18 protein-coding genes are annotated in these 23,033 nt (G+C 58.0%); 5 read left to right on the top strand and 13 right to left on the bottom strand.

The features are described from left to right. Positions 1-454 precede the first annotated feature (454 nt). From AMUC_RS11715 to AMUC_RS01050, 11 genes are all read right to left on the bottom strand, one after another. Positions 455-2,188 (bottom strand): esterase/lipase family protein, encoded by a 1,734-nt coding sequence (locus tag AMUC_RS11715; protein ID WP_012419253.1) that lies wholly within the window; start codon positions 2,186-2,188, stop codon positions 455-457. 37 nt (positions 2,189-2,225) lie between these two features. Next, a complete protein-coding gene (locus AMUC_RS01100) occupies positions 2,226-3,452 on the bottom strand; it encodes an aminotransferase class V-fold PLP-dependent enzyme (RefSeq protein ID WP_012419252.1) in 1,227 nt (408 codons plus the stop codon). Positions 3,453-3,454: 2 nt separating this feature from the next. After that, positions 3,455-3,937, bottom strand: coding sequence for a rhodanese-like domain-containing protein (locus AMUC_RS01095; protein WP_012419251.1), 483 nt, complete (start codon positions 3,935-3,937; stop codon positions 3,455-3,457). A gap of 17 nt (positions 3,938-3,954) precedes the next feature. Beyond that, on the bottom strand, positions 3,955-4,617 hold the full coding sequence (locus AMUC_RS11710) for a DUF1573 domain-containing protein (RefSeq protein ID WP_012419250.1): 663 nt from the start codon (positions 4,615-4,617) through the stop codon (positions 3,955-3,957). A 7-nt stretch (positions 4,618-4,624) separates the two neighbouring features. Further along, positions 4,625-5,398, bottom strand: coding sequence for a signal peptidase II (locus AMUC_RS11705; protein ID WP_012419249.1), 774 nt, complete (start codon positions 5,396-5,398; stop codon positions 4,625-4,627). Positions 5,399-5,428: 30 nt separating this feature from the next. Next, positions 5,429-8,158 carry an isoleucine--tRNA ligase gene (gene ileS, locus AMUC_RS01080; RefSeq protein WP_012419248.1) on the bottom strand — a complete coding sequence of 910 codons (2,730 nt, stop codon included), beginning with the start codon at positions 8,156-8,158 and terminating at the stop codon, positions 5,429-5,431. Between the two features lie 71 nt (positions 8,159-8,229). Beyond that, complete coding sequence (locus AMUC_RS01075) at positions 8,230-9,270, bottom strand: alpha/beta hydrolase (RefSeq protein ID WP_012419247.1); 1,041 nt, start codon at positions 9,268-9,270, stop codon at positions 8,230-8,232. Next, on the bottom strand, positions 9,267-10,322 hold the full coding sequence (locus tag AMUC_RS01070; protein ID WP_157738210.1) for a M28 family peptidase: 1,056 nt from the start codon (positions 10,320-10,322) through the stop codon (positions 9,267-9,269). Before AMUC_RS01070 ends, AMUC_RS01075 begins: the two co-directional genes overlap by 4 nt. 51 nt (positions 10,323-10,373) lie before the next feature. Further along, entirely contained in the window at positions 10,374-12,740 is a 2,367-nt protein-coding gene (locus AMUC_RS01065; protein ID WP_012419245.1) for a glycosyl hydrolase family 95 catalytic domain-containing protein, read from the bottom strand. A gap of 55 nt (positions 12,741-12,795) precedes the next feature. Then, positions 12,796-13,116: a DUF3784 domain-containing protein gene (locus AMUC_RS01055; RefSeq protein WP_012419244.1), complete on the bottom strand. Its 321-nt coding sequence runs from the start codon at positions 13,114-13,116 to the stop codon at positions 12,796-12,798. A gap of 153 nt (positions 13,117-13,269) precedes the next feature. Then, the gene (locus tag AMUC_RS01050; RefSeq protein ID WP_012419243.1) at positions 13,270-13,773 is read right to left on the bottom strand and encodes a DUF456 domain-containing protein; all 504 of its coding nucleotides are present in this window, start codon (positions 13,771-13,773) and stop codon (positions 13,270-13,272) included. Positions 13,774-13,937: 164 nt separating this feature from the next. Between AMUC_RS01050 and bla the strand changes: the two genes are divergently transcribed. The 5 genes from bla to AMUC_RS01025 all read left to right on the top strand — a co-directional run bounded on the left by bla (position 13,938) and on the right by AMUC_RS01025 (position 18,953). Further along, the gene (gene bla / locus AMUC_RS01045) at positions 13,938-14,822 is read left to right on the top strand and encodes a class A beta-lactamase (protein WP_042448567.1); all 885 of its coding nucleotides are present in this window, start codon (positions 13,938-13,940) and stop codon (positions 14,820-14,822) included. 74 nt (positions 14,823-14,896) lie between these two features. Continuing rightward, on the top strand, positions 14,897-16,522 hold the full coding sequence (locus AMUC_RS01040) for an FtsX-like permease family protein (protein ID WP_012419241.1): 1,626 nt from the start codon (positions 14,897-14,899) through the stop codon (positions 16,520-16,522). Between the two features lie 12 nt (positions 16,523-16,534). Next, on the top strand, positions 16,535-17,401 hold the full coding sequence (locus AMUC_RS01035; protein WP_012419240.1) for an RDD family protein: 867 nt from the start codon (positions 16,535-16,537) through the stop codon (positions 17,399-17,401). Positions 17,402-17,467: 66 nt separating this feature from the next. Then, positions 17,468-18,247, top strand: coding sequence for an acyl-ACP--UDP-N-acetylglucosamine O-acyltransferase (gene lpxA, locus AMUC_RS01030; RefSeq protein ID WP_012419239.1), 780 nt, complete (start codon positions 17,468-17,470; stop codon positions 18,245-18,247). 4 nt (positions 18,248-18,251) lie between these two features. Beyond that, a complete protein-coding gene (locus AMUC_RS01025) occupies positions 18,252-18,953 on the top strand; it encodes an HAD family hydrolase (RefSeq protein WP_012419238.1) in 702 nt (233 codons plus the stop codon). 157 nt (positions 18,954-19,110) lie between these two features. Here AMUC_RS01025 and AMUC_RS01020 read toward each other — a convergent pair whose 3' ends face one another. Beyond that, complete coding sequence (locus AMUC_RS01020; protein ID WP_012419237.1) at positions 19,111-20,364, bottom strand: DNA recombination protein RmuC; 1,254 nt, start codon at positions 20,362-20,364, stop codon at positions 19,111-19,113. A gap of 17 nt (positions 20,365-20,381) precedes the next feature. Further along, the gene (locus AMUC_RS01015) at positions 20,382-22,973 is read right to left on the bottom strand and encodes a transglycosylase domain-containing protein (protein WP_162610422.1); all 2,592 of its coding nucleotides are present in this window, start codon (positions 22,971-22,973) and stop codon (positions 20,382-20,384) included. Positions 22,974-23,033: the final 60 nt, after the last annotated feature.

Genomic DNA, 23,033 nt, shown 5'->3' with positions numbered 1-23,033 from the left:
AATAGTATTGATTCCCACTCTACCTTAAATTCCCCTACGGAAGCAACTCTATAAGCGGGCATATTTTGATGGCGGGACGCCCTGATGCTGAACGGACGCCAATCATGCCCGGATGGAGCGCGCCCTTTTCCGTAACCGGCCAGTCAAATCAGGGCAGCCAGGAACAGGCCGTGATGAGCAGGGAAAATTTCAGTTGTTTCAACCGCGGCGGCATGTTGCCGCAGATGCCCGCGGCAAGGTAAATCCTGTCCGGTTCCTGTTTTTCCCGGAAGCGGCAGGGAGGGCGGATGAACGAGGGCGCTCCAACCGTTAAAGCCGGGACATACAGGAACCCGGAAACTGGACCGCCGAGGCGTGGCCGTTTGACTGGAAGATGGCTGCCGCTATCAGCAGGAACAACAGAAGGGGGAAGGGAAGGAGGCCTTGCATGGACAAGGAGAATCAGCCCCCTGCATCAGGGCCTTTTCAGGATGATAGGCGGCGAGGGATTGGCCTGCCATACGGGAGTGGCGGCTTTCGCGTCCGCTTCTTCGAGCGTTTTACGGCCTTTGACCTTGACCAGGTGTTCCCGGAGGATGCGCCGCAGTTCCACGGCGGAGGCCGGGTCATCCTGCACGCTGTGCCCGGACGGAACGATTTTTTCACTGGCGCTCCAGTCCAGGTGGGATGAGTGGTACTTGACCACTCCGTCGGAGGAATTGGGCGTGTCGTTCCTTCCCCTGTCTCCAATGATGGAATGAACGGGAACATTTGGGGAGCCGCGCAGCTCCGACATGTATTTGACCAGGGATGAATTTGGGGAAAGCTGGCGGATGCTGGTCAGCTCGTCCTTCAGTTGCAGGGGGTTAAGGAGGAACATGCCGCGGCTGAGAGTGGCGATGCGGGTGACTTCTTCCAGCATGTCCGAGGGGAGGTCGATCAGGTGCTGTCCCAGCCTTCCTATCCAGTTGTCCGCGAAAGTGGAACCGCGGTGCGGGGTGGCCATGTACACGATGCGCGTGACGCTGCTGGACGGGGAGAAGATGAAATTGTTCTGGAGCTGTTCAAGCGTATGTTCGTCACAGTTCAGGGGCGCCAGTCCGTTTTTCCAGTTTCCCATCGTCATGCCTGCGAAGGTTTCCGGAGGAAGTTCAAAGAGTCCCTTCATCAGCGTCCAGGGTTTGGTGGAGTTATTGAAGCGGGTGATGAGGCCGCCCATGGAGTGCCCCACCATGACGATGTTGTTCATTTCCCTGGATGTCCCGCGGGGATTGTATTCCTGCATGAGCTCCTTCAGGGCCTGCCGCTGCCTGTTGGCCGGAATGGTCCAGGCCAGCCCGGACGGATAGCCGAAGAACCAGAATTGGTAGTTTTCCCGGATGACCGGATCCACCAGGAGACGGTTGGTCAGGTTAGCGAAGGTGGCGGGGCCGGACATCAGGCCGTGGGTGAAAACCACGGGTATTTTCCGGGGGTCATAGGGTTCGGAAAAATAAAGCCCCATCGTATTGATGGCCTTTTTGGGGCGGAATGCCCCCAGCAGTTCCGTCCCGTCTGCGTCGGAAAGCTTCCAGAAGAGAGCGATGGGGACGGAAAAATTGGCCGCCAGAGGCTGCCGCACCTTGTTTTTGCCAATGAAGATGTGCTCATTCATCAGGCGCGGAATGGTGCGGAGGGTAGGTTTCCCGTCCACCATGCGGTCAAAGTCCAGAATGGCCGTCAGCGTGTGCACGTTGCCGTTGTCCTTAAGCACGTTGGCATGGGGGCGGGAACCACCCCGGGGCGCCAGCCCCGCCAGCGGTATGCCCATTCCCTCCACCGTCACGCTTTCGCGCAGGCGGAAGGTGGGGTCCACTTCATCGGACATGAAAATGGCCTCATAGAACCACGGATTGCTGTCCTTGGCATAGGGAGATTTTTCAATGACGAAGGGAAGGTTCAGGCGCTTCTCCTCATCCATGCCGCCTTTGCGTTTGGCTTCCTTCAGGTGGGCGGCCAGCTCCCGAATGCACGCATTGTATTTTTTCCGGGCTTCCGGCCATTCCCGGCTGCGGTTGGGAGAGGAAAGAATGAGCCATGCGGCATGGGCCTCCCGGATAGCCGCGGCGTCATCCTGGTAATGGGCGTACTCCATTTCCTGCCTCTGGTGCAGGGAACAGCCGGAAAGGCCTATGGCCAGTCCTAAGAGAAGGATGGAAACCGTTTTCATGATGCGCGGTGTCAATAAGCAGGGAAGGGAGGGGGATTCAGGAGAGCATGTCCAGCGCCCGGTTCATGGATTTGAGGAAGGTCTGCACTTCCTCTTCCGTATTGTACAGGGCAAAGGAGGCGCGGGTAGTCCCGGTGGTGCCCAGGGCGCACATGAGCGGCTGGCAGCAATGGTGCCCGGTTCTTACGGCAATTCCCATCTGGTCCAGCAGCGTACCCAGGTCATAGTGGTGGACGCCCTCCGCCAGGACGGAGACCACGGCGCTGTGCGGCACGTCCGGGGCCAGTACGGTCAGGCGCGGCATGGCCTTCAGGCCTTCCACCGCCATATCCGTCAGTTTCTGTTCATGGGCGGCAATGTTGTCCAGACCCAGCCCGGAGACGTAGCGGATGGCGGCCGCCAGACCCACTGCCCCGCCAATGTTGGGCGTTCCCGCTTCATATTTGAACGGGATGTCGTTGTAAACGGTTTTTTCAAAGGTGACTTCCTTGATCATTTCCCCGCCGCCCATCCACGGCGGCAGTTTTTCCAGCAGCTCCCTTTTTCCCCACAGCGCGCCGATGCCGGTGGGTGCGTACAGCTTGTGGCCGGAAAAGGCATACAGGTCGCAGCCCAGTTCCTGAACGTCCACATTCATATGGGAAACAGCCTGGGCTCCGTCAATCAGCACGATGGTTTCCTGCCTGTTCTCCTTGGCGAGCGCGGCCATTTCCCTCACGGGATTAACCGTTCCCAGCGTATTGGAAACGTGTCCCACAGCTACGATGCGGGTGCGTGGGGAAAGCATGTTCCGGTAAGCTTCCATGTCCAGGGTCTGGCCCGGCGTCAGGGGAACCGCTTTCAGGACGGCGCCCGTGCGTTCGCACAGCATTTGCCAGGGAACGATATTGGAATGGTGTTCGGAAGCGGTTACGATGACTTCGTCTCCCGGTTTGACCATGCCGGACCCGGCGATGGTATCCGCCGCCAGGTTGATGCCCATCGTACAGCCGGAGGTGAACAGGACTTCCGCCGTTTCCGGCGCGTTGATGAACCGCGCCACCGTTTCCCGCGATTCTTCATGCGCTTCCGTCGCGAGCTGGCTCAGGTAGTGGGAGCCGCGGTGCACATTGGCGTTCTCCGTATCGTAGTAGTGACGGATGGCGTCCAGCACGGCCAGGGGTTTTTGCGTAGTGGCCGCATTATCCAGGTAAATGAGAGGCTTGCCGTGCACGCTGGTTTCCAGAATGGGGAACTGCGGGCGAATGGTTGCTGTGTCAAGCATGGCTATGGTACTAGTGAGGGTTCTTTGCGCAATTCATCCCAGCCTCCTTCCAGAATGAAAATGGGCGCGCGGATGCCGTATTCCGGCTTTTTCAGTTCATTGGCCACGGCCGCGCTGGAGGTACAGTCCCTGCTGCAAAAGATGACGATGCAGAATCCCTTGTCCTCTGCCGTCATCAGGGCTTCCATGGCATTTGCCAGGAGTTCCTGGTAATTGGCATCCGCCGGGCGGATGGGGTAAACGGGAGCCTGGGTGACGGTATGGCGTTCAAAGTCGTCCTGCTTTCTGGCATCTATCCAGAGGATTTTTCCCGGCCATTCCTTTAATACCTGGGAGAGGCACACGTGCCCTTCCTCCAGAGTTTCCGGGTTGCAGGGCGGCGTGCGGAACGGCTGGATGACGCGCAGATCCAGCGCGGCGACGCCTACGGCCAGCAGAAATACGGCCAGCAGGAGTTTCAGAGCGGTGGAAAAGGCGTCTCTCATGGAAAGAAGGGCGGATGTCAGTTTTCCTTGATGGCCAGGAACCCCATTTGGCGCTTGTAGCGCGGCACGGCGGAATCCGTGCGCACCCAGATGGTGTTGAAGGCCGGCCTGGCCGTGGATTTGGGAGTGACGATGATTTTATATTCCCTGCCTTTTTTCACGGTTACAGGCTCGTAGTCAAAGGCGTCTCCCGTCAAATCCACCGTGGTCAGGTTGACGGGCAATTCTTTGGAGATGGTGATTTTTATGGTTTTGGGCACGGCGGCCTCTCCTCTGGCCCATTCCAGCTTGCGGGGTTCCATCCGGATGATGTCCGGGATCTGCGCGCGTATTACCAGCTTGTAGGCGGAGCCGTTGGCGTGCACCGTCATGTCCTTGTCCACGGTGCCGGAAAAATTGCCGGTTTTCATTACGGCGCTGATGACGCCGGATTCCCCCGGGGCATACGTCAGCTTGTTATCCTTCGCTCCGGCGGTGGTGCAGTCGCAGGAAACGTGGATTTTACTGATGGTGACCGGGGTGCCGGAAGTGTTGGTGAAGGGGAAGGATGCCGTGATGCTGTCCTGGTCCGGAGCCACCTTTACCGGAACCACCGTTTCCTTGAAGGACAATTCATTTTTGCCGGAGGCGAGGCTTCCGCACAAAAGCAGTCCTGACAGAATAACGAGCCGGGTGGTCATGGGCGTTTCAGGATGTTTTTTCTTCTTTATTCTTGGCGGAGAAAATGCTGGCGACGAAGAAAATAATTGCCGCTACGAAGATGCAGGAGTCCGCCACATTGAAGGCGGGCCAGCGGTAGTTGAAGAGGGGGATGGTGACGTCAATGAAGTCCACCACGTAACCGTTCATCAGCTTGGTGAAGAAACCGTGCTGTTGCTCATACGGAATCAGGAACCCCTGAATCAGTCGGTCCGTCAGGTTGCCGGCTACGCCCGCCAGCAGCAGGACATAGGCCAGCTTGAGCCATGCCGTGTGGAAGAGGTTTTTCCGGTAAAGCACGACCAGGACTACGATGGCGAGCACGGGAACTGCCAGGAAAAGATAGCTGGACCAGACGGTGCCGTTCCCCAGCCCGAAGGCAACGCCCGTGTTGTGCACGCGGGTAATGTTCATGGTTCCGTCCAGAAAGGAGATGGGTTCCAGTTCCCTCAGTTTGTTCAGGGCGTCCACCGTGTTTGGATTCAGATCCGGGAGCCTCGCCAGTTCCGCTTCCGGCATGCGCCCGTTCGTGGCGAAGTCCAGCGTGCCGTCCGCATTGATGTGAGAGAAGCCCGGAAAGTCCGGCAGGTAGGCGTACTTATGGTGCTTTTCGTTCAGGTAGTTCAGCGGGAAGCGGCGGATAATCCACAGCTTGCTGGCCTGGTCCAGCACATACAGCCCTGCGCCCAGCAAGCTCCACCAGAGCCAGCCGGGAGGCGTCTTTTTATGGGGGGCGGGTTCTTTTTCCGTCTGGGGGTCCATATAAAGGTCGGGAAATGGAGTGGATGCGGTTCAGGAAAGAACTTCCGCGCAGCGTTCGCATACGTCTCCGCCTTCCGCCGCCGGTTCATACCGGCGGCAGCGCGGGCACATAGCATGTTCCGTTTTTGCAGCGGAGGCCGCCAGTTCCGGACCGGTTTTCACGTCAAGGTCCGCAATGATGAAAAATTCCGTGGCAAACGCCCGGTCTTCCAGCAGCGCCACTACGTCTTCGCTCTCATTCACGGGAACGGTCAGGGTAATGGAGGCCTCATTATTTTTGGAAAATACCTTGGCTTTCACTTGTTCTTCAATGGCTACCTGGATGACGGACCTGATTTCCTGGAGACGGGAAATGACGGAGGACGCCTCCTGGGTATCGTATTCCGGCATGGGGGCGGGAAAGTCCTGCTCATGCACGCTGCCTTCATATCCCGCGTATTCCCAGGCTTCATCCGCCGTGAAGGCCAGGATGGGTGCCAGCAGGCGGCACAGAGCCTTGAAGATAATGGTCATGGCCGTTTGTGTGGCGCGGCGGCGCACGGAGGAGGAAGCGTCGCAGTACAGGCGGTCCTTGGTGGTGTCCACGTACAGAGCGGACAGGTCGCTGGTGCAGAACTGGTTGATGGCACTGAACGCTTTGCGGAAGTCATAAGCTTCATAGGCCTTCAGCGTTTCCCTGATGACGGCGTTCAGGCGTTCCAGAATCCAGCGGTCCAGGATGGGCATGTGTTCCGGGGCGACCGCCTGCGCGGCGAAGTCAAATCCGCTGATATTGCCCAGCAGGATGCGCAGGGTATTGCGGAGGCGGCGGTAGGGTTCCGTCACCTGTTTGAAGAGATCTTCCCCGAAGGGGACTTCATTTTGCCAGTCCACGGAGGCGGCCCACAGGCGCACGATGTCTGCGCCGTATTTGTCGTAGTAATAGGCCGCGTCAATGGGTTTGCCGCTCTTGGCGTCGGATTTGGAGGTTTTTTTCCCGGTGTCCTTGTCCACGACGAAGCCGTGGGTCATCACGGCCTTGTACGGGGCCTTGCCGCGCCAGGCGACGGAAAGCATCAGGGAACTCTGGAACCAGCCGCGGTGCTGGTCCGTAGCTTCCAGGTACAGGTCCGCAGGAGCATCCAGCCCGGGGCGGCTGTCCATGACGGCCATATGGGAACTGCCGGAATCAATCCAGACGTCCAGCGTATCTTTGCCCTTCTTCCAGGTCTTCGGCAGGCCGAGGCGTTCGCACAGGTCTTCATCGGAGAGTTCGAACCAGATGTTGGAACCGTGTTTCTCCACCATATCCGCGATTTTGCGAACCAGGGCGGCATCCAGAACGGCTTTGCCGTTTTCATCAAAGAAGACGGGCAGCGGCACGCCCCAGGTGCGCTGGCGGGAGATGCACCAGTCCGGCCTGGCTTCCACTGTGCCGTAAATGCGGTTGCGGCCCCAGGCGGGCAGCCACTGCACCTTGTCTATTTCTTCCAGGGCCTGCGGGCGGAGCTTGTCCATGGAGATGAAGAACTGTTCCACGGCCCGGAAGATAATAGGCGTCTTGGAACGCCAGCAGTGCGGGTACTGGTGGCGGTATTCCTCCACGCCGAAGAGGTTGTTGCCCTGTTCCAGCATGGAAATGATGTCCTTGTTGGCGTCAAAGACATGTTTGCCCACCAGGGAGGGCACGCCCACTTCCTCCGTGTATTTGCCGTCATCGTCCACAGGGGAGAGGACAGGCAACCCGTATTGGCGCCCCACGTTATAGTCGTCTGCGCCATGGCCGGGCGCGATGTGAACGATGCCGGTTCCGGTGTCCGTGGTGACAAAGTCCGCCAGGATGATTGTTGACGTGCGGGAAAGGAAGGGATGGCGGGCCTCGCAGTTTTCCAGTTCGGCTCCCTTGAATTCACGGATGGTTTCCGCAAGAGCCCAGCCCGTTTTCTGAGCGAAGGCATCCAGCAGATCCTTGACGATGATGAGGTTTTCCGTCTGGCCGTTTTTCATGAACCTGCCTGCCACGTAGGTGAAACGCGGATGGAGTGCGAGACCTACGTTGGCGGGCAGCGTCCACGGAGTAGTGGTCCAGATGACCATGGATGCTTTCAGGCCCAGGGGATTGTCCAGAAGCGGGAAGCGCACGAAAACGGAGGAACTGACCTTTTCCTTGTAGTCGATTTCCGCTTCCGCCAGCGCCGTATAGGCCCCATAGGACCACTGGACGGGTTTGCGGCTCTGGTACACCGCTCCGTCTTCCACCAGTTTGGCGAACACGCGCAGGATGTTGGCCTCATACGCCGGCTTCATGGTCAGGTAGGGATTCTCCCAGTCGCCGAACACGCCCAGGCGGCGGAAGGAAGTGCGCTGAATGTCAATGAAGCCTTTGGCGAATTCCGCACAGCGTCGGCGGATTTCCGCCGCATCCAGGTCACGGGCCTTCTGAACCACCTTGAATTCGATGGGGAGGCCGTGGCAGTCCCAGCCCGGAATATAGGGGGCGGCATAACCGGCCATGGTTTTTGATTTCAGGACCAGGTCCTTGAGAATTTTGTTCAGGGCCGTACCCATGTGCACGTCCCCGTTGGCGAAGGGGGGGCCGTCATGAAGGAGGAACCGGGGTGCGCCCTGTGCCATCCTGCGGGACAAAATTCGTTCGTACAGCCCGGTGTCTTCCCACTTTTTCAGGCGTACGGGTTCGTTTTTCGTCAGATCCCCTCTCATGGGGAAACCGGTCTCCGGCAACAGGATGGTGTCTTTGTAATTCTTTTCGGGCGCACTCATGCCCGGAAAAAGTACCACCGGGCCCGGTTCCGGTCAACCCTGCGGTGCGGCACACGCCGGTCCTAGCACATTCATTCCCGCCGTGTTCCGGAGGAAGTGCCCGCTCCGGAGGGCGCACCCCCGCGGGCAGAAGACGGGGAAGAAAGGAATCCCTGTTCCCTGAGCCATTGTTCGGCGGCTTCAGGCCATTGATCCGTGGGATGTCCGCGTTTTTCCATGCCATACCCGTGGCCTCCCGTGGGATAGAAGTTCAGACTGGCGGGAACCCCCTTTTCCCGGCAAGCCTGTTCCATCAGCCTGCTGTTGGCGCAGGAAACGCCGTCATCCAGAGCGTGGACGAGGAACACTGGCGGCGCCTGCTCCGTCACCTGTCTCTCCGCGGAACACATCTCCTCCAGGGCAGGGGATGGATGGGCCCCCAATATTTTGTTGCGCGTTCCCCCGTGGGTAGTATGGGGCGCCATGGTAATGACGGGATAAATAAACATGGAAAAATCCGGACGGGCGGAAATGTTTTTCAGCGGATTTTCCGCTTCTTCCGGCAGGGTGCGGTTCCACAGCGTAGAGGCCATGGCCGCCAGATGGCCGCCAGCGGAAAAGCCCATGACGCCGATGCGAAGAGGGGCAATTCCCAGGGAAGAGGCGTTTTTCCGCACGGTCCTCAGAGCCTGGCGGGCGTCCAGCAGGGGACCGGGAAACTTCCCCAGGGCATTGCCGGTTCCTGAAACGCGGTATTTCACGACAACCCCCACCATGCCGTGTTCCGCCGCCCAGCCGGCAATGCGGCTCCCTTCCTTTTCAATGGCCTGGATGGCATACCCCCCTCCCGGAAAAATACACAGGGCCGTGCGCCTGTCCTGCGGACTCCATCCGGCGGGAAAGTGAAGCTGGATTTGCGCTTCCCCTACGTCCGTAATGTGTCCGGCGGAGGCTTGTTTTTCTTTCAGGTCCGCCGCTTTGAGCCCAAGGGAAATCCATCCGGAGTGAAAGGCTTTTCCCTCTGAGGGAGGGCAGAAGGCGCCCAGCGCGGACGGCTCAGGCGGAGCGGCCCCGGCTGAAGCACAGGCGAATGTCAGAAAAAGAGCGGAGAGTAATATCTGTTTCTTATTCATGGTTTGTTGGCCAGTGAAATGACGAGTTTGGAAAGGCCCTGCACCACTTCTGCAAACTGGGGATAGTCCAGCTTTTCAGCCGTATCGCTGGTTTCATGGTAATCGTCGCAGCGGAGGAAGGCCGTATCCGTGGCGGCAAAGGAGGGGATGCCTTCCTTCATGTATCCCCAGTCGTCAGACCAGGAAACGCCGCGGGTGTAATACGGGAACACGGCGGAACGCACCGGAAAGCGGCTCAAGGCGGAAAATTCCTCCGCGCAGGAGCGTGCCAGTTTGCGGCCCGTGTTGGTGGAGAGGAAAGCAACATAGTCGCAGCGGTCCGGCAGGCCGGCCAATCCGGCAACCACGGCGGATTGGCGTTTTTTATTCACCCGGGGGGAATAGCAGCCCAGCGTTTCCAGGGCAATCATGCCAATGATTTTTTCCCTGCCCGAATGATGGGAGACGGATTTGGCATGTACTGCGCTGCCCATGGCGGGCGTCTGGTAAAAAGGAGGCTCTTCATTGGCGTAGGCCACCAGACAAACATCGTGGAGGGTGGAAGTTGCTGCAAGGGCACGTGCCGTTTCCAGCAGGGCGGCTACGCCGGAAGCGTTGTCATTGGCTCCCGGAGTTCCGGTGCGGGAAGGCCGGGCAGGACCGTGGTCGTGCCAGTTGTCCATGCCCACTTTGGTATCGTAATGCGCGCCGACGATGAGCATTTTGGGCTGGGGGGAGGTTCCTTTCTTGATGGCGATGAGATTATATGCCGTCCAGTCCTTTACGGCGCCGAATTCTCCGGAGGGCGGGATATGAACAGCCTGGCGCGTGACGGCATAACCCATTCCCTCCAGTTTTTGTTCAATGTAGCGGGCGGAACGCTCCATGGAGCCGGGGTGGTAGACGTTCCGTTCACCGATGGTATCCGCCAGGTGGAATACATGCGCTTTCAGGAGCGTTTCCGTTTGGTCCGTGTCCGGTATTTCTCCGCTTCCGCGGGGAGAAAAAAGCTTGGAACAGGAGCTGAGGGCGATGCAGACCACCACTATGAGCAGACCGAGCCTGAAAGTCATGGAAAAGAAATGCATAGCGGAAATTGAAGAGGTAACGCAGAAAGGGGAGTCCTAATGGGAAAGCGGAGGAAAATCAAGACGCACCGTTTCTCCCTTATTCATGGACAAATCCTTTTTCCGGCCCTGATGCATGAACCGGAATTTGCCCGGACGCGCAGCGGTAGCCGTGGCCTGCACCCGGCCGTCTTGCCAGGACAAGTCCACCTTAAGCCCTCCCCGCGTGCGCAATCCCGTGGCAGACCCCTTCTTCCAGTCGTCTGCCAGGGCCGGAGCCAGCAGGATAACCTGGAACCCGTCCTGCATGATCCGGCTCTGGATCAGGCATTCGGCCACGCCGGAGGAAAAGCCGAAATTCCCTTCTATCTGGAACGGGGGATGGAGGTCAAAAAGGTTGGAGTTGATGTAGTGCCTCAGCATGGTGTACATCCTGTCCTCTGCGGCGTTCCCGTCGCCAAGGGCGGCATAAAGATTGATGAGCCACGCCGTGCTCCATCCCGTCCTGATGCCGTTGTTTCCCATATCCGCGTACTTGCGCCGGAAATCGGCTGACTTGCGTACGGCCTCCGCATATTCCGGAGTATTGAGAACATCCCATTCCGTGCCGGGGAACAGGCCGTAAAGGTGGCTGATGTGCCGGTGGCCCTTCTGCATTTCTTCAAAAGGCTGCCTCCATTCCTGCACCCTTCCGTCGGGACCGATGGCAGGCTGGGGGATTTTCCTGAGAAATTGGACGGCTTTAAGCAGGGTGGGAGTCCTTATGCCCAGCTCTCCGCAGGCGTAGATATAATTGCGGAGAGCCTCCCTGCCCAGAAGCTGGTCATGGGACGTGCCGTTGGAAACATAGGAAAGCACGTTGGGGCCTGTGCCGTCCGGCGCGTAAAATCCGGTCTCCGGAGACACCCCCGGGCCGGAGAGGTAACGGCCCTCGCCGTCGTCTTCAAACCAGGACATGATGAAACGCGCGTTGGATTCCAGAATGGGCAGCGATTTTTTAAGGTCTTCCCGGTCTCCGGTAAAGCGGTAACTGTCCACCAGGTGGGCGCATGCCCATGCCCCGTTCATGAGGCTGGCCCCCCATTCCGGATTGTTGCCTGAAAAATAGGTGCGCTTCCAGCAATCCGTATAGTGGCCGAAGCAGAAGCCGTCCCGTTTGATGAAGCGCGCAAACTCCTCTCCGTGGGGGCGCAGGCTGCGGACAAAATCAAGATAGGAGCTCTGGAATTCTCCCAGCCCGGTGACATGGGAGGGCCACTGGTTCATCTGGCTGTTGATATTCAGGAAATAGCAGCCCATCCACGCCGCCCTCAGCTCCGGATTCCATAATCCCTGCAAACCGCAGGGAAGCTGCCCCGGCCTGGTGTGGGCAATCGTGCAGAAGCGGCCGAACTGGAAAAGCTGTTCCAGAAGATCCGGATCCTTCTTTCCCTGTTTGACCCGCTCCAGCCTTTGGGCGGTGGTCATGGCGGAAACCCCGGCCGGGGAATCCCCCAGATCCACCTGACAGCGCGTCATGAGCCGGGAAAAATAATCTTCCGTTTCCGCCGCCAGTTTTTTCCATCCCGCCTTTTGCGCTTTTGCCAGGATTCTCGCGTTTTTAGCCGCCAGGGAATGCGTCAGGGGAGCTTCCGGCTTCCGGATATTGTAATCTGTGGAAATGGATGAAAGCACCATCACTTCCCGGGCGGAATCAAGAATAATTGTTGAGCCTTTGCGGGTAACGGAGGCTCCGGGCGCCAGGATGACCACCGTGTTTTCAAACCGGGTGCCTCCGTTGCTTCCCTGTCCTTCCAGCACCCAGCCATTCGGCTGCGCAACAATTCGGGCGGACGGATCCGGGTGTTCCAGATTCAGGGAAACGCGGCATCCGGACGGCATCGTGCAGGCAATGTGGTAGGCGGCGCAGTCGCTGGACGGGGCCGCCAGGATTTCTGTGGTCAATTCCCCCGTGCCGAATTGGGCGCGGGTGGTTGCCTTGCCCCGTCGCATATCCAGTGTACGCTGATAGGAGGAAGGTGAAGGAAGCCCCTGGAATTCCACCTGAAGACGCCCCCCCTGCTGGTAATCCCCCGCAATGTTGCCGGGGGGAAGGATATTCTTACGGAATAGCTGGTCTGCACTGCGGTATTTTCCTTCCTTGCAAAGTTCGCGCGCCTTGTCCAGAGCTTCCGCGGCGCCTTCCCTCATTTGGAAATTTTTTTTTGCGAAAATGCTTCCTTCATTGAGGACGACGGTTTCCTTCGGAAAAACGCCGAAAGAGAGGATGCCCAGCCTTCCGTTGCCCGTGCCGTATCCTTCCGTCCATACCCGGGCGGGGGTGGAGGCGGTGACCTGCATGGGGGCCGGAATGGCCCGGAGGGGGACGGCTGCCGCGAAAAGGCAGAGCAGGAAGGAATGTTTCAAGGTTGCAGGGACGTTCATGGGAAAAGATAATGTTGCGTATAATAAAAGTAAAAGAAAGCTGGTGTAAAAAATGCTATTTTTTGAACCGGCTTCCGGCGCCAGCGTAAATGACCGCAAATGCAATGCTTCCCACCAGAAAGTACAGGGAGGCGGACAGGAGCACGGAGTTCTGGAGAATGATGCTGGAGAGCCAGAGCAGCATGGCGAAGGCGAGGCAGTACATGATCTTCCCCATGAACCGGCACAGCGCCTGTTCATCATATTGCTTTTTCTGCCCTCTGTTCATCATGCTGTAGCCTGCGATGAGGAAGGAACATTTCCCCATGGAAAGAATGGCTCCAAGAATCATGAAACCTGCCATCATGGCGACGGGTATCGGAACAGGTGCATCCATAAGCTGGTAAAATGAGGGAATGGGAGAACCCGTCCGTTCGGACGGATGCGCGTGTAGAGCGGCGTTTAACTGAATACGTTGGGGAAACTGTGTTTTTTTCAGCAGCAGAAAAATGTCTGCTTTTCCTGCCGGAAACTTCCGCCGGGCGCGGCATCAAAACAGGAAGCAGCAGGAACAGAACCAGGCGATGATGAGCAGGCCGCAGGTAAATTCCAGCAGCAGACCGGCAAGCATCCCAAGCGCCGCTCCGGACCCGGCCCTGAAAGCGTTCATGATATCCTTTCTGGCAAAGATAAGTTCCGCCAGCAGCGCCCCCAGGAACGGCATGAACAAAAGGCCCGTAATGGGGGAGAAAAGGAGGCTCCCCGCGACGGCGCCGATGATGGCTCCCCAGATGCCGGCGGCAGTGCTGCCGAATTTTTTGGCGCCCATGCCTCCGGAAAGCTTGTCAATGACCATGCCTCCCGCCACCAGCAGCGCCAGGACGGTCCATTCCCACCACGCCAGGTTTTCTCTGCCCATGACTCCCTGCCAGACGCACCCGGCCGCAATGATCATAATGCCGGGAAGCATGGGGATGAGCGTGCCGATCAGCCCCATGCCGAATAACAGCAGGGTGACGCACCAGACGAGGGTTTCCGAAAGGAGATGGGGCATGCTTTCCTTTTTATCAGGAAGCCGGACAGGTGGCAAGGTTTCTGCCCGGCTTGCGGATGACGAAGAAAGGAAAAAAGGGGGAGAAATTATTATTGCGGTTGCTGCGGGCGTGATATGGAATGGCGCCTATGACTTCCACCGGTGTTTATCTATGCGGTTGCATCATGTTCTTTTGCGTTTTTTCTCAGGGGGCCACGTCTTCTCCGCCAGCCGTTTCCGCAGCGGATTCCTCCGCCGTACGCGAACTGGCCCATTCCCTGAAGGCCCGTGTGGGCATGGCTGCGGAAATGCTGGATACGGGGGAAACCGTCATGGTGGGGGATGAGGCGGCCTATCCCATGCAGAGCGTCGTCAAATTCGTGCTGGCCTTGTCCGTCTTGAAGCGGGTGGACCAGGGCGCCATGAATCTGGAACAGATCATCCGCATACGTCCGGAACAACTGGTGAAAGATACCTGGAGCCCCCTCCGGGAGCGTTTCCCGCAAGGCGGCGATTTCTCTCTGAAGGAACTGCTGAGAGTGACTGTCCAGGAAAGCGACAACAATACCTGCGACCTCCTGTTTGGCCTTATTGGAGGGCCGCAGGCCGTGCAGAAGGATTTGAAGGAATGGGGAATTGACGGCATTAATGTCCGTTTTACGGAAGAAGAAATACACCGGAATCATGATTTGCAATATGTCAACTCAAGCCGTCCGTCGGCCATGAACTCCCTTCTCCGGGCGTTTGACGAAGGTAAAATTTTGAAAAAAGGCACACAGAGTGTTCTTTGGAACATCATGGCGGGATGTTCTACAGGTCCTGAACGTCTGAAAGGGCAGCTGCCGCGGGATTACGTGGTGGCGCATAAGACGGGATCCGGATTCACGCTGCCGGGGGGTGGCGTTACCGCCCGCAATGACGTCGGCATCATTGTTCTTCCCAACGGCCGGAAAATGGCGGTTTCCGTGTTCATCAGGGATTCAAAGGATTCTGAATCCGCTTGTGACCGGGTGATCGCCTCCATGGCCCGCTGGCTGTGCCTGGAATGGCTGGGTGCCGGAGGCAGGTAAACGATCTCCTTCCCCGGAACATGTTTTAGGCTTGGAAAGGGGAGCGGGATCAGGCAAGGTGTGCCGCGTTATTCATGAAGAACCTATTGAGCCGGTACATCAGCCTGAGTCTGGCGCTGCGGTATTTGAACCCGTTGCGGACTTTCTTTTCCATTATTACCCTGATTTGCCTGCTGGGCGTATCTCTGGGGGTAATGGTGCTCATTGTCGTGCTGTCCGTCATGGGAGGCCTCCAGAAGGAAATTCAGGGGAATCTGTTTGCGCACTCCCCGCACGTCCAGGTATGCTACCGGAACGACTTCGGCGTGAGGGAAGTGATTCCGGACTGGATGGATTTGGGGGAGAAACTCAGGCACGTTCCCGGCGTCCAGTCCACCTACGCCCTGATAGAAGACTATGCGCTGGTGGATGTGCAGGGGCGGCAGAGGCCCTGCTTTTTCCGGGCCATTGATACGGAAAACGCCGTCCAGCTGGAGGATTTGAAGCGTTTGGTGGTAGCTGGCGATGCGGAACTGGACATGGGGGAAAAGGCTGTGGTTTCCTCCATCGTGGCGGAGAATATGGGATTGAATGTGGGAGATGTTGTCCGGGTTTATACGACCCGCAATTTTCAGGAAATTTCCCACGCCTACCAGCAGACGGAGCTGCCGATGCTGGCGGAAAAAAACGCGCGGGAACTCAAGGATTTGAAGGAGTGGGGAAAGAACCTGAAGACGGAGGGAGAGCGTGAAATGGCCGGCAGAGCCTCCGTGGACAGGGCGTTTTCCCTGCTTAACGGGCTGTTGTCCGTCCCGCGCAGGGATGCGGAACGTTCCAGCCTGATGGATCTGCTTGCCGTGCTGAACGACGGGGAAATTGCGGACAACGGCAGGGTGGCCTTTTCGCAAGGAACGCGGAAGGAATGGGAAACCGTTTTGAATGGTTTCAAGGCCGGGGCAAAAAATGAGGCGGATATGGAATGCTTCCGGAAAATCAAGGAGCTGGTGATGCCGAAAGACCTGGAGGTGATCGGAATTTACCGGGCCTCCCAGCATACGCCCAGCCCGGATCTTTTCATTCCGCTGGTCATCGGTCAGGAATTGCTGGGTTATGAGGATGACGTGGTGCAGGCCGTGGCCCTGCGCGTGGAAGACCCTTACCATGTGGAAACGATGCTGGCCCCCGTGATGCAGGCGCTGGAAAAGGAGAAGCCTTCTTCCGCATGGACGCTGGAAACCTGGCATGACCGCTTTAACGCGTGGTTTGAATTGATGCAGAAGGAGCGCATGATGATGAGCTTTGTCCTGTCCTTCATCTCCCTGATTTCCGCTTTTTGCATCATGGCGGTGATGTTTACCGTTTCCATCCAGAGGAAAAAGGAAATCGCCGTGATGAAGGCTTTGGGAGCCACGCCGTTCCAGGTGGTGCGCGTTTTTCTGTGGCAGGGCGTCATCATCGGTTTTGTGGGAGCTCTCCTGGGTGTAGGGCTGGGGCTTCTGGTGCTGGAATACCGCATGCAGATTCAGGGTTTTCTTGCGGGAATAGGCTTTGACCCGTTCCCTGTGGCCTTCCACGGCACGGCGAATATCCCGGTGGTGATTGACTGGGCGGAGCTGGCATGGCAGGCGGTGAAAGCTTTTGTCATGGTCGTGGTGGCATCCATCATTCCTGCCCTGATCACGGCGCGCCAGGATCCGGCCCGCTCCCTGCGCAGTATGTAACAGGAATCGCCTATGGATATTTACTGGATTCAGGATCATGAACGGAAGGGGCCTCTGCCGGAAGTGGAGGTCATTTCCATGCTGGAGGCGGGCCTCATTCCGGAAAACGCCCGGGCGTGGCATGCCGGATGCCCGGAGTGGGTATGCATCCGTGACCTTCCGGCATTGAAAGGAGCAGGTGCCGTCAGCAGAGAAGAAGGGGAACGGCGGAACGGGAGGGAAGAGAGGCTGGAAAACGCAGGGGGAGAAGATGTCCCGGCGCTTTCCGCAGATGCGGATTGCCTACCGGAAGAAGGAGGGGAGGACGCGGAGGAGGGAGTGCCGCTGGTGGTTCCGTATGCGTACGTCCGTTTTCTTGGCAGAATGGCTGATGTAATGATGCACATGACGCTGTACCTGGCTGTGCTTAGGGTATCCGGCGCTGCTTTCAATCCCGGTTTTCTTCCTGGTTCCTATGAAGCTCTGCTTTACCTCTGCCTCCCGATGGTTCTCATGGAAACTGCATTTCTTGGAACATTGGGTACAACCCCGGGAAAAGCCATGCTGGGCGTTTCCGTCAGGGACTACCGGGGAAGACGCCTTTCTTTCCCCATGGCATTCCGGCGCTCCCTGTTCGTCATGGTGCTTGGTCTGGGGTGTTTTGCTCCTTCCCTGATGCTGCTGGCCCTGTTTTTTTCCTGGTGGTGGGTGCGCCGTTTCGGTTTTACTCCCTGGGACAGGAAGCTGGGGACTACGGATGTGCTGAACGGCTCCCTCACGCTCCGTAAAGTGGTGATGACGTTGGTGCTGATCATTCTGTGCCTTCAACTCATCTACGTTCTGCTGATTCCCTGGCTGCCTGAGATGGAGGCTTATGCGGCCGCTTCCGGCCAAATGTGATAAAAAGACGGCCCTGTGGGGTTTAGGCTTTTAATCACCTGAATTTGTTTCATACTTGTTTCAGCCATGCCAGAAATACACCCAACGGCAGTAGTGCATCCTGCTGCAGAGATCGCGGATGATGTTAAAATCGGTCCCTTTTGCGTTGTCGGGGAACATGTCAAACTGGGGCCCGGCTGCGTGCTGCACAGCCATGTGGTTATAGACGGTCCTTCTTCCTTCGGCAGCGGCAACGAATTTTTCCCGTTTTCCGTCATCGGCCTGAAAAGCCAGGATTTGAAATACAAGGGAGAGCCGACTTATCTGGAAGTGGGGGATAACAACGTCTTCCGTGAAAACGCCACCATCAACCGGGCTACGGACATTGGCGGCGCAACGCGGATAGGGAATAACAACCTTTTCCTGGTTTCCTGCCATGCCGGGCACGATTGCCAGATCGGCAATCATGTGATTTTCTCCGGGTTCGCTACCGCCGCCGGCCATGTTACGGTGGGGGATTACGCCATCCTGGCGGGATGTTGCGCCGTACACCAGTTTGTGAGCATCGGGGAACATGCCATGGTGGGAGCAATGGCCCGCGTGAGCCAGGATGTCCTGCCGTACACGATCGTGGAGGGCCACCCGGCCGTAACGCGTTCCGTTAACTCCATCGGCATGCAGAGGCGCGGCTTTTCCGAAGAAGACCTGAAAGCCGTGCGCATGTGCTATAAAAAGCTTTTCGTCAATAAAAAGCTGACCGTTCATGAAGCTCTGGAGGAACTGCGGCATTCGGGGTATGCGGAAAATGCCTGCCTGAGGAGAATCATCCAATTCGTGGAAACTTCCGAACGGGGGTTCTGCCATTGAATCCATGAAAACGGGTTTTGTCTTTGACCTGGACGGGACGCTGGTGGACTCTATTCCCGGTATCGCCCGCGGCCTGAATCTGGCCTTGAAAGCGCTGGGGTATCCGGAGCATTCCGTGGACGCCATCCGGGAAATGGTGGGCAAGGGGGCCCGGGAGCTTTGCCTGGCTTCCCTGAAAGGCTATTTCAACGGAAACGTGCCGGAGGAAGCTTTTGAAGCGGTGCACCGGGGATTCATGCGTGAATACCCGCACACCTGGCAGGAGGGCACGGTTCCGTACCCCGGCATCCGGGAAATGCTGTTGTCCCTGGCCGGAGAAGGCCATCCTCTGGGCGTTTTATCCAACAAGCCCCATGCGGTTACGGTGCCGCTGGTGCGCCATATCCTGCCTGAAATTCCCTTCCGGGAGGTGATGGGTTTTTCCGAACGCTTTCCGCGCAAGCCGGAACCTGACTCCCTGCTGTCCATCGTCCGTTCCTGGGGCAGGGAGCCGGCGCAGGTGTGCATGGTGGGGGACTCCGCCCATGACGGCAACACGGCCGTGAACGCCGGAACACGGCTTATTCTGGTGGGGTGGGGCTACAGTTCCCGTTCCGCTCTGGATGCCTTCCGGGTGCCGGTGTGCGCCGCCGCGGGGGAATTATCTGCCCGGCTGCATGATGAAAGCAGCCTGCCGTTTCCCGTTGCCGCGCATAGGAATTGTTGAAAATTCCGGGAAGTGCAGGGCCGCCGGAGGCTGAATTCCTCTACATCTCCAAGATGCTTTCAAGCGCAGGAAAGCGTTTGCGGGGGATGCCTTAGAGCTGTATTTTCCCGGCTCGGAAATGGGCAGGAAGGGAAAAAGACGTATTGTTGCCGCTCTTTCAGGACGTAGTATCCGGAACATCCGCAGATTTGGCCTGTTCGGTAATGTCTTCCAGGGAGCGGGGAAGTTCCTTCGTGGAGGTGACGCCCAGATTTTTCAACTTCTGGGCCCGGGGGATGAACCGGTGTTCAAAAGAGGAAACGGTTTTGTTGTACTGGGCTACCGCCTGGTTCAGGCTCTTGCCCAGAGAGGAAAAATGACCGGAAAGGATAGAGCAGGTATTGTACAGGTCCGCTCCCGCTTCCGAAATTTTCTTGGCATTATCCGCCAGCTGCTCCTGCTTCCATCCGTAAGCGACGGCTTTCAGCAGGGCAATCAGGGTGGATGGGGTGGAAAGAATGACTTTATTCTCCGCGCCGAATTCAATCAGGGAGGGGTCTGCTTCCAGAGCCGCCTGGAAAAAGGATTCCCCGGGCAGGAACATAATGACGAATTCGGGGCATTGGGAAAACTGGGCAAAGTAATTCTTGGCGCTTAATTGCTGCAAATGCCTCTTGACGTCCGCGGCATGGCGGGCCATCCACTGGCTGCGCTCTTCCGGATTCTCCGTCTGCCCGGCATTCAGGTAGGATGCCATGGGCGCTTTCGCGTCAATGATGATGGAACGGCCTCCAGGAAGGTGAATGACCATGTCCGGCCGCACCCGTTCCTCCTCCCTGGAACGGGTTTCCTGAGTCGTGAAATCGCAGTACTCCACCATTCCCGCCAGTTCCACCACGCGGCGCAGTTGGAGCTCTCCCCATTGGCCGCGAACGCTGTTGTGGTGCAGAGCCTGGGAAAGCCTGGCGGTTTCATTTTTCAGGGCTTCATTGCCGGAAAGGATATAGCGGATTTGCGTTTTCAGGTCCGTATAGGCGCCCACGCGTTCCTTTTCCATCTCTCCCAGCCGGGACTGGACCAGTTTCAGGGATTCGCTCACCGGCTTCAGCATGGACTCGATGGCCTGTTTGCGGGAATCCAGGTCATGGTTGGCCTGCTGGCGCTGGCTTTGCAGCCGCGTTTCCGCCAGGTTCAGAAACTGTTTCTCCGAGTTCCGGAGAACTTCCGCGCTGATGCCGGCGAAGGAATCTTTCAGCACCTCTTCCGCCCGGCGGAGCATCTGGGTTCTGTCCTCCGCCCGTTCCTGCCAGGAGCGGGATTCCGCTTCGAGGCGGACGGAGCGGTCCCGGTACCGCAGCAGCAGAACCAGCAGCGCCACGCAGGCGATCAGCAGCAAAAAGGCCAGGAACCAGGGAAAAAATGGGGAAATCATAAGGAAAAAATAAGCAATCAGATGGGGGTGGCGTAGGGGATGCCGTCCGTTTCTTCCACGGGTTCGGCCAGGGGGATGTTATCGTCGCTGCCGTCCAGCGGTTCCGCATAGGGAATGCTCTCTTCCGAATCCGGTTCCGCCATGGGAATGTGCTGTTCACACATGTTGGCGGGGGCCTGGTAGCCTGCGGAGGTTTCAAAATACGCAGTCTTGGCGTACTGGCAGCCGGAATGGGCCAGTTGATTGGATTCCCGGCAGACGAGTACGGCCTGCCCTTCCGAACCGGGACGCGTACGGATGGCGTTGGCGGGATAGCCTTCCTTCTGGGCGGCAAGCATAATGTCCACCCAGACGGGCAGGGCCAGGGTGCCTCCGTAGCCTTTTTCCAGAATTTTGGTGGAGGAATCAAACCCCACCCAGACACTGCAGGTGAGGTTGGACGTATATCCGGCGAACCATGCGTTCGTATAATTATTCGTGGTTCCAGTTTTGCCGCCGCAGGGGGATTTAAAGCCCAGCGTGGTAATTTTGCCTGCCGTGCCTCCGGGCTTGCAGACCTGCTGGAGGATGGAAGAGGTAATGTTCGCCGCCCGCTGGGAATAGACGGTGCGCTTGCTCTTGGTGATGGCGAAGCGCGGCTGGCCCTGGGAATCCGTAATATGGTCAATGATGTACGGTGTGGGGCGTACGCCCCCGTTGGCAAAAACGCTGTAGGCGCTGGCAATGTCCAGAGGGGACGCCTCCCACGTGCCCAGATAAAGGGCCGGGGTGCGGGAAATATTTCCGTGGAAGCCCGCCAGTTGTGCGGATTGAATGACATTGGACAAACCGGCGCGGTTGCCGATGCGCACGGACATGGTGTTGCGGGAAAGGATGAGGCCGAAGGAGGCCGGCTTCATGCCTCGGTACGTTCCGTCCGAATTGCGGGGGGACCAGTTGGCGGCTCCGCGTATTTCCCCGTAGGCAATCCTGTCATCCGAAATGCGGGTATCCGCAGAATTGCCCTGCTGGAAAAACGTGGCGTAAATGAAAGGTTTGAACAGGGAGCCGGTCTGCCGCCTGGACTGAATGGCGCGGTTCAGCTTGGATTCTTCCGCGTCCCGGCCGCCGACGACGGCCAGAAGAGCCCCCGTGGCATTGTCCATGACTACGGCGGCGGATTGGATGTAATTGGGCATCGGCGGCTGCGTCTTTTCCTTCTGTTCCGCAGGGAGCGCCTTCCAGGCGGCCAGGGAGGCCTCATATTCCGCCTTGGTGGTCAGCTTGTTTTTCAGAATTCCCCTCTTCTCCCTCTTGGCCTGCAGGGAAGCCAGGTGCTTCTTGAAATCCTTGCGGGCTTCCAGCGCGTCCATGTGCTTATTGATGGCGTCCAGCGTGGCGTTCTGCAGATCAAGGTCCAATGTGGTATGCACCACCAGCCCTCCCAGGCGGATGTCTTCTTCCTCCAGAATGGCGTCCAGCTCCCGGCGCACGAGACCCATGGCGTAATTTTCCTCAGACCGGGACTGGGGCGTCCGGGTGACGATAGGCTCCGCCAGGGCCGCCTGATACTGCACTTCTGTAATCTTGCCTTCGTTTTTCAGCAGGCCAAGGACAATATCGCGCACTTTTTTTGCTTCCTCCGGATGTTTGATGGGGGAAAAATCATTTGGGCCGTAAATAATGCCGGCCAGGGTGGCGCATTCCGCCAGGGATAAATCCCGGGGTTCCTTGTCGTAATATCCCCGCGCCGCCGCCGCTATCCCCAGGAAGGTGTGCCCCCAGAAAATACGGTTGATGTAAGTCTCCAGAATTTCGTCCTTCGTATAAGTGGCTTCAATGCGTTTCGCCAGGGCCACTTCCGTCAGTTTGGAATGGAGGTTGCGCTCCCGGTGGTTATATGTAATTTTAGCAAGCTGCATCGTCAGGGTGGAAGCCCCCTGCGTAGCTCTCTTGTGCTTGAGCACCTGCGCAAAGGCGCGGCCCACGCCTATCCAGTCCACGCCGCCATGGTCGTAAAAGCGGTTGTCTTCGCGCAGGAGCAGGGCATCAATAAAAACGGGAGGAACTTCCTGAAGGGATACCCGCTTGCGGTTTTCCCCGTGCAGGGTTCCGATGGTCCGGTTTTTACGGTCCAGAATCACCGTGCGTTCCGGGATGTTGCTCTTTACCTCGGAAATGTCATAGCGGTTGGAAATGGTGCCGTAAAGAAACACCAGGATGGCCCCGATCACAATGCCGACGAAGCAGCATCCCAGAAGGATGCGCAGGGGCCAGCAAATGAACCAGCGGATATTCCGCGTCAGGGAGCCGATGAAGCGGAACGGCATCAGCAGGACAAACAGCAGGGCTCCGAAAATCGTGAAACGCGGCCTGCGCATGGTTCCTGCGCGTGCGGGGCGGTTTTCTTCTTCTCTTTCCGGATTGCCTTCGTACTCTTCCTTCGGAGACGGGCGGGAGGTCCGTCGCTGGGGCGGCGTGTCATACCGGGAAGGACCGTTGCGGGAATTCCCCGTTCTGCGGGTAGGGCCGGGAATGACAGCCGGATCAGGAGCTTCCTGCGGCAACCCGGGATAGGATGGACGGGGAAGGGGCCTTTTTTTGCGTTCCGTCTGGGAACGGGAAGACATTTCTCCATCTTGGATGCGTTCCCTCCAGGAGGCGGCATTTCGTTTCCTTGATTTGTCGTT

It is taken from the genome of Akkermansia muciniphila ATCC BAA-835 (assembly GCF_000020225.1).
Taxonomy (GTDB): Bacteria; Verrucomicrobiota; Verrucomicrobiia; order Verrucomicrobiales; family Akkermansiaceae; genus Akkermansia; species Akkermansia muciniphila.
Note: the sequence above shows the minus strand (reverse complement) of the source record. Positions and strands in the feature narration are given on the sequence as shown.

What these genes read in the sequence shown, in the direction of transcription:
- AMUC_RS01035 (WP_012419240.1), top strand. Translation starts at nt 16,535, where the DNA reads ATGGATATTTACTGGATTCAGGATCATGAACGGAAGGGGCCTCTGCCG.
- AMUC_RS01070 (WP_157738210.1), bottom strand. Translation starts at nt 10,322, where the DNA reads ATGACTTTCAGGCTCGGTCTGCTCATAGTGGTGGTCTGCATCGCCCTC.
- AMUC_RS01095 (WP_012419251.1), bottom strand. Translation starts at nt 3,937, where the DNA reads ATGAGAGACGCCTTTTCCACCGCTCTGAAACTCCTGCTGGCCGTATTT.
- ileS (WP_012419248.1), bottom strand. Translation starts at nt 8,158, where the DNA reads ATGAGTGCGCCCGAAAAGAATTACAAAGACACCATCCTGTTGCCGGAG.
- AMUC_RS01025 (WP_012419238.1), top strand. Translation starts at nt 18,252, where the DNA reads ATGAAAACGGGTTTTGTCTTTGACCTGGACGGGACGCTGGTGGACTCT.
- AMUC_RS01050 (WP_012419243.1), bottom strand. Translation starts at nt 13,773, where the DNA reads ATGCCCCATCTCCTTTCGGAAACCCTCGTCTGGTGCGTCACCCTGCTG.
- AMUC_RS11710 (WP_012419250.1), bottom strand. Translation starts at nt 4,617, where the DNA reads ATGACCACCCGGCTCGTTATTCTGTCAGGACTGCTTTTGTGCGGAAGC.
- AMUC_RS01100 (WP_012419252.1), bottom strand. Translation starts at nt 3,452, where the DNA reads ATGCTTGACACAGCAACCATTCGCCCGCAGTTCCCCATTCTGGAAACC.
- lpxA (WP_012419239.1), top strand. Translation starts at nt 17,468, where the DNA reads ATGCCAGAAATACACCCAACGGCAGTAGTGCATCCTGCTGCAGAGATC.
- AMUC_RS01015 (WP_162610422.1), bottom strand. Translation starts at nt 22,973, where the DNA reads ATGTCTTCCCGTTCCCAGACGGAACGCAAAAAAAGGCCCCTTCCCCGT.
- AMUC_RS01055 (WP_012419244.1), bottom strand. Translation starts at nt 13,116, where the DNA reads ATGGATGCACCTGTTCCGATACCCGTCGCCATGATGGCAGGTTTCATG.
- AMUC_RS01075 (WP_012419247.1), bottom strand. Translation starts at nt 9,270, where the DNA reads ATGAATAAGAAACAGATATTACTCTCCGCTCTTTTTCTGACATTCGCC.
- bla (WP_042448567.1), top strand. Translation starts at nt 13,938, where the DNA reads ATGTTCTTTTGCGTTTTTTCTCAGGGGGCCACGTCTTCTCCGCCAGCC.
- AMUC_RS11705 (WP_012419249.1), bottom strand. Translation starts at nt 5,398, where the DNA reads ATGGACCCCCAGACGGAAAAAGAACCCGCCCCCCATAAAAAGACGCCT.
- AMUC_RS11715 (WP_012419253.1), bottom strand. Translation starts at nt 2,188, where the DNA reads ATGAAAACGGTTTCCATCCTTCTCTTAGGACTGGCCATAGGCCTTTCC.
- AMUC_RS01065 (WP_012419245.1), bottom strand. Translation starts at nt 12,740, where the DNA reads ATGAACGTCCCTGCAACCTTGAAACATTCCTTCCTGCTCTGCCTTTTC.
- AMUC_RS01020 (WP_012419237.1), bottom strand. Translation starts at nt 20,364, where the DNA reads ATGATTTCCCCATTTTTTCCCTGGTTCCTGGCCTTTTTGCTGCTGATC.
- AMUC_RS01040 (WP_012419241.1), top strand. Translation starts at nt 14,897, where the DNA reads ATGAAGAACCTATTGAGCCGGTACATCAGCCTGAGTCTGGCGCTGCGG.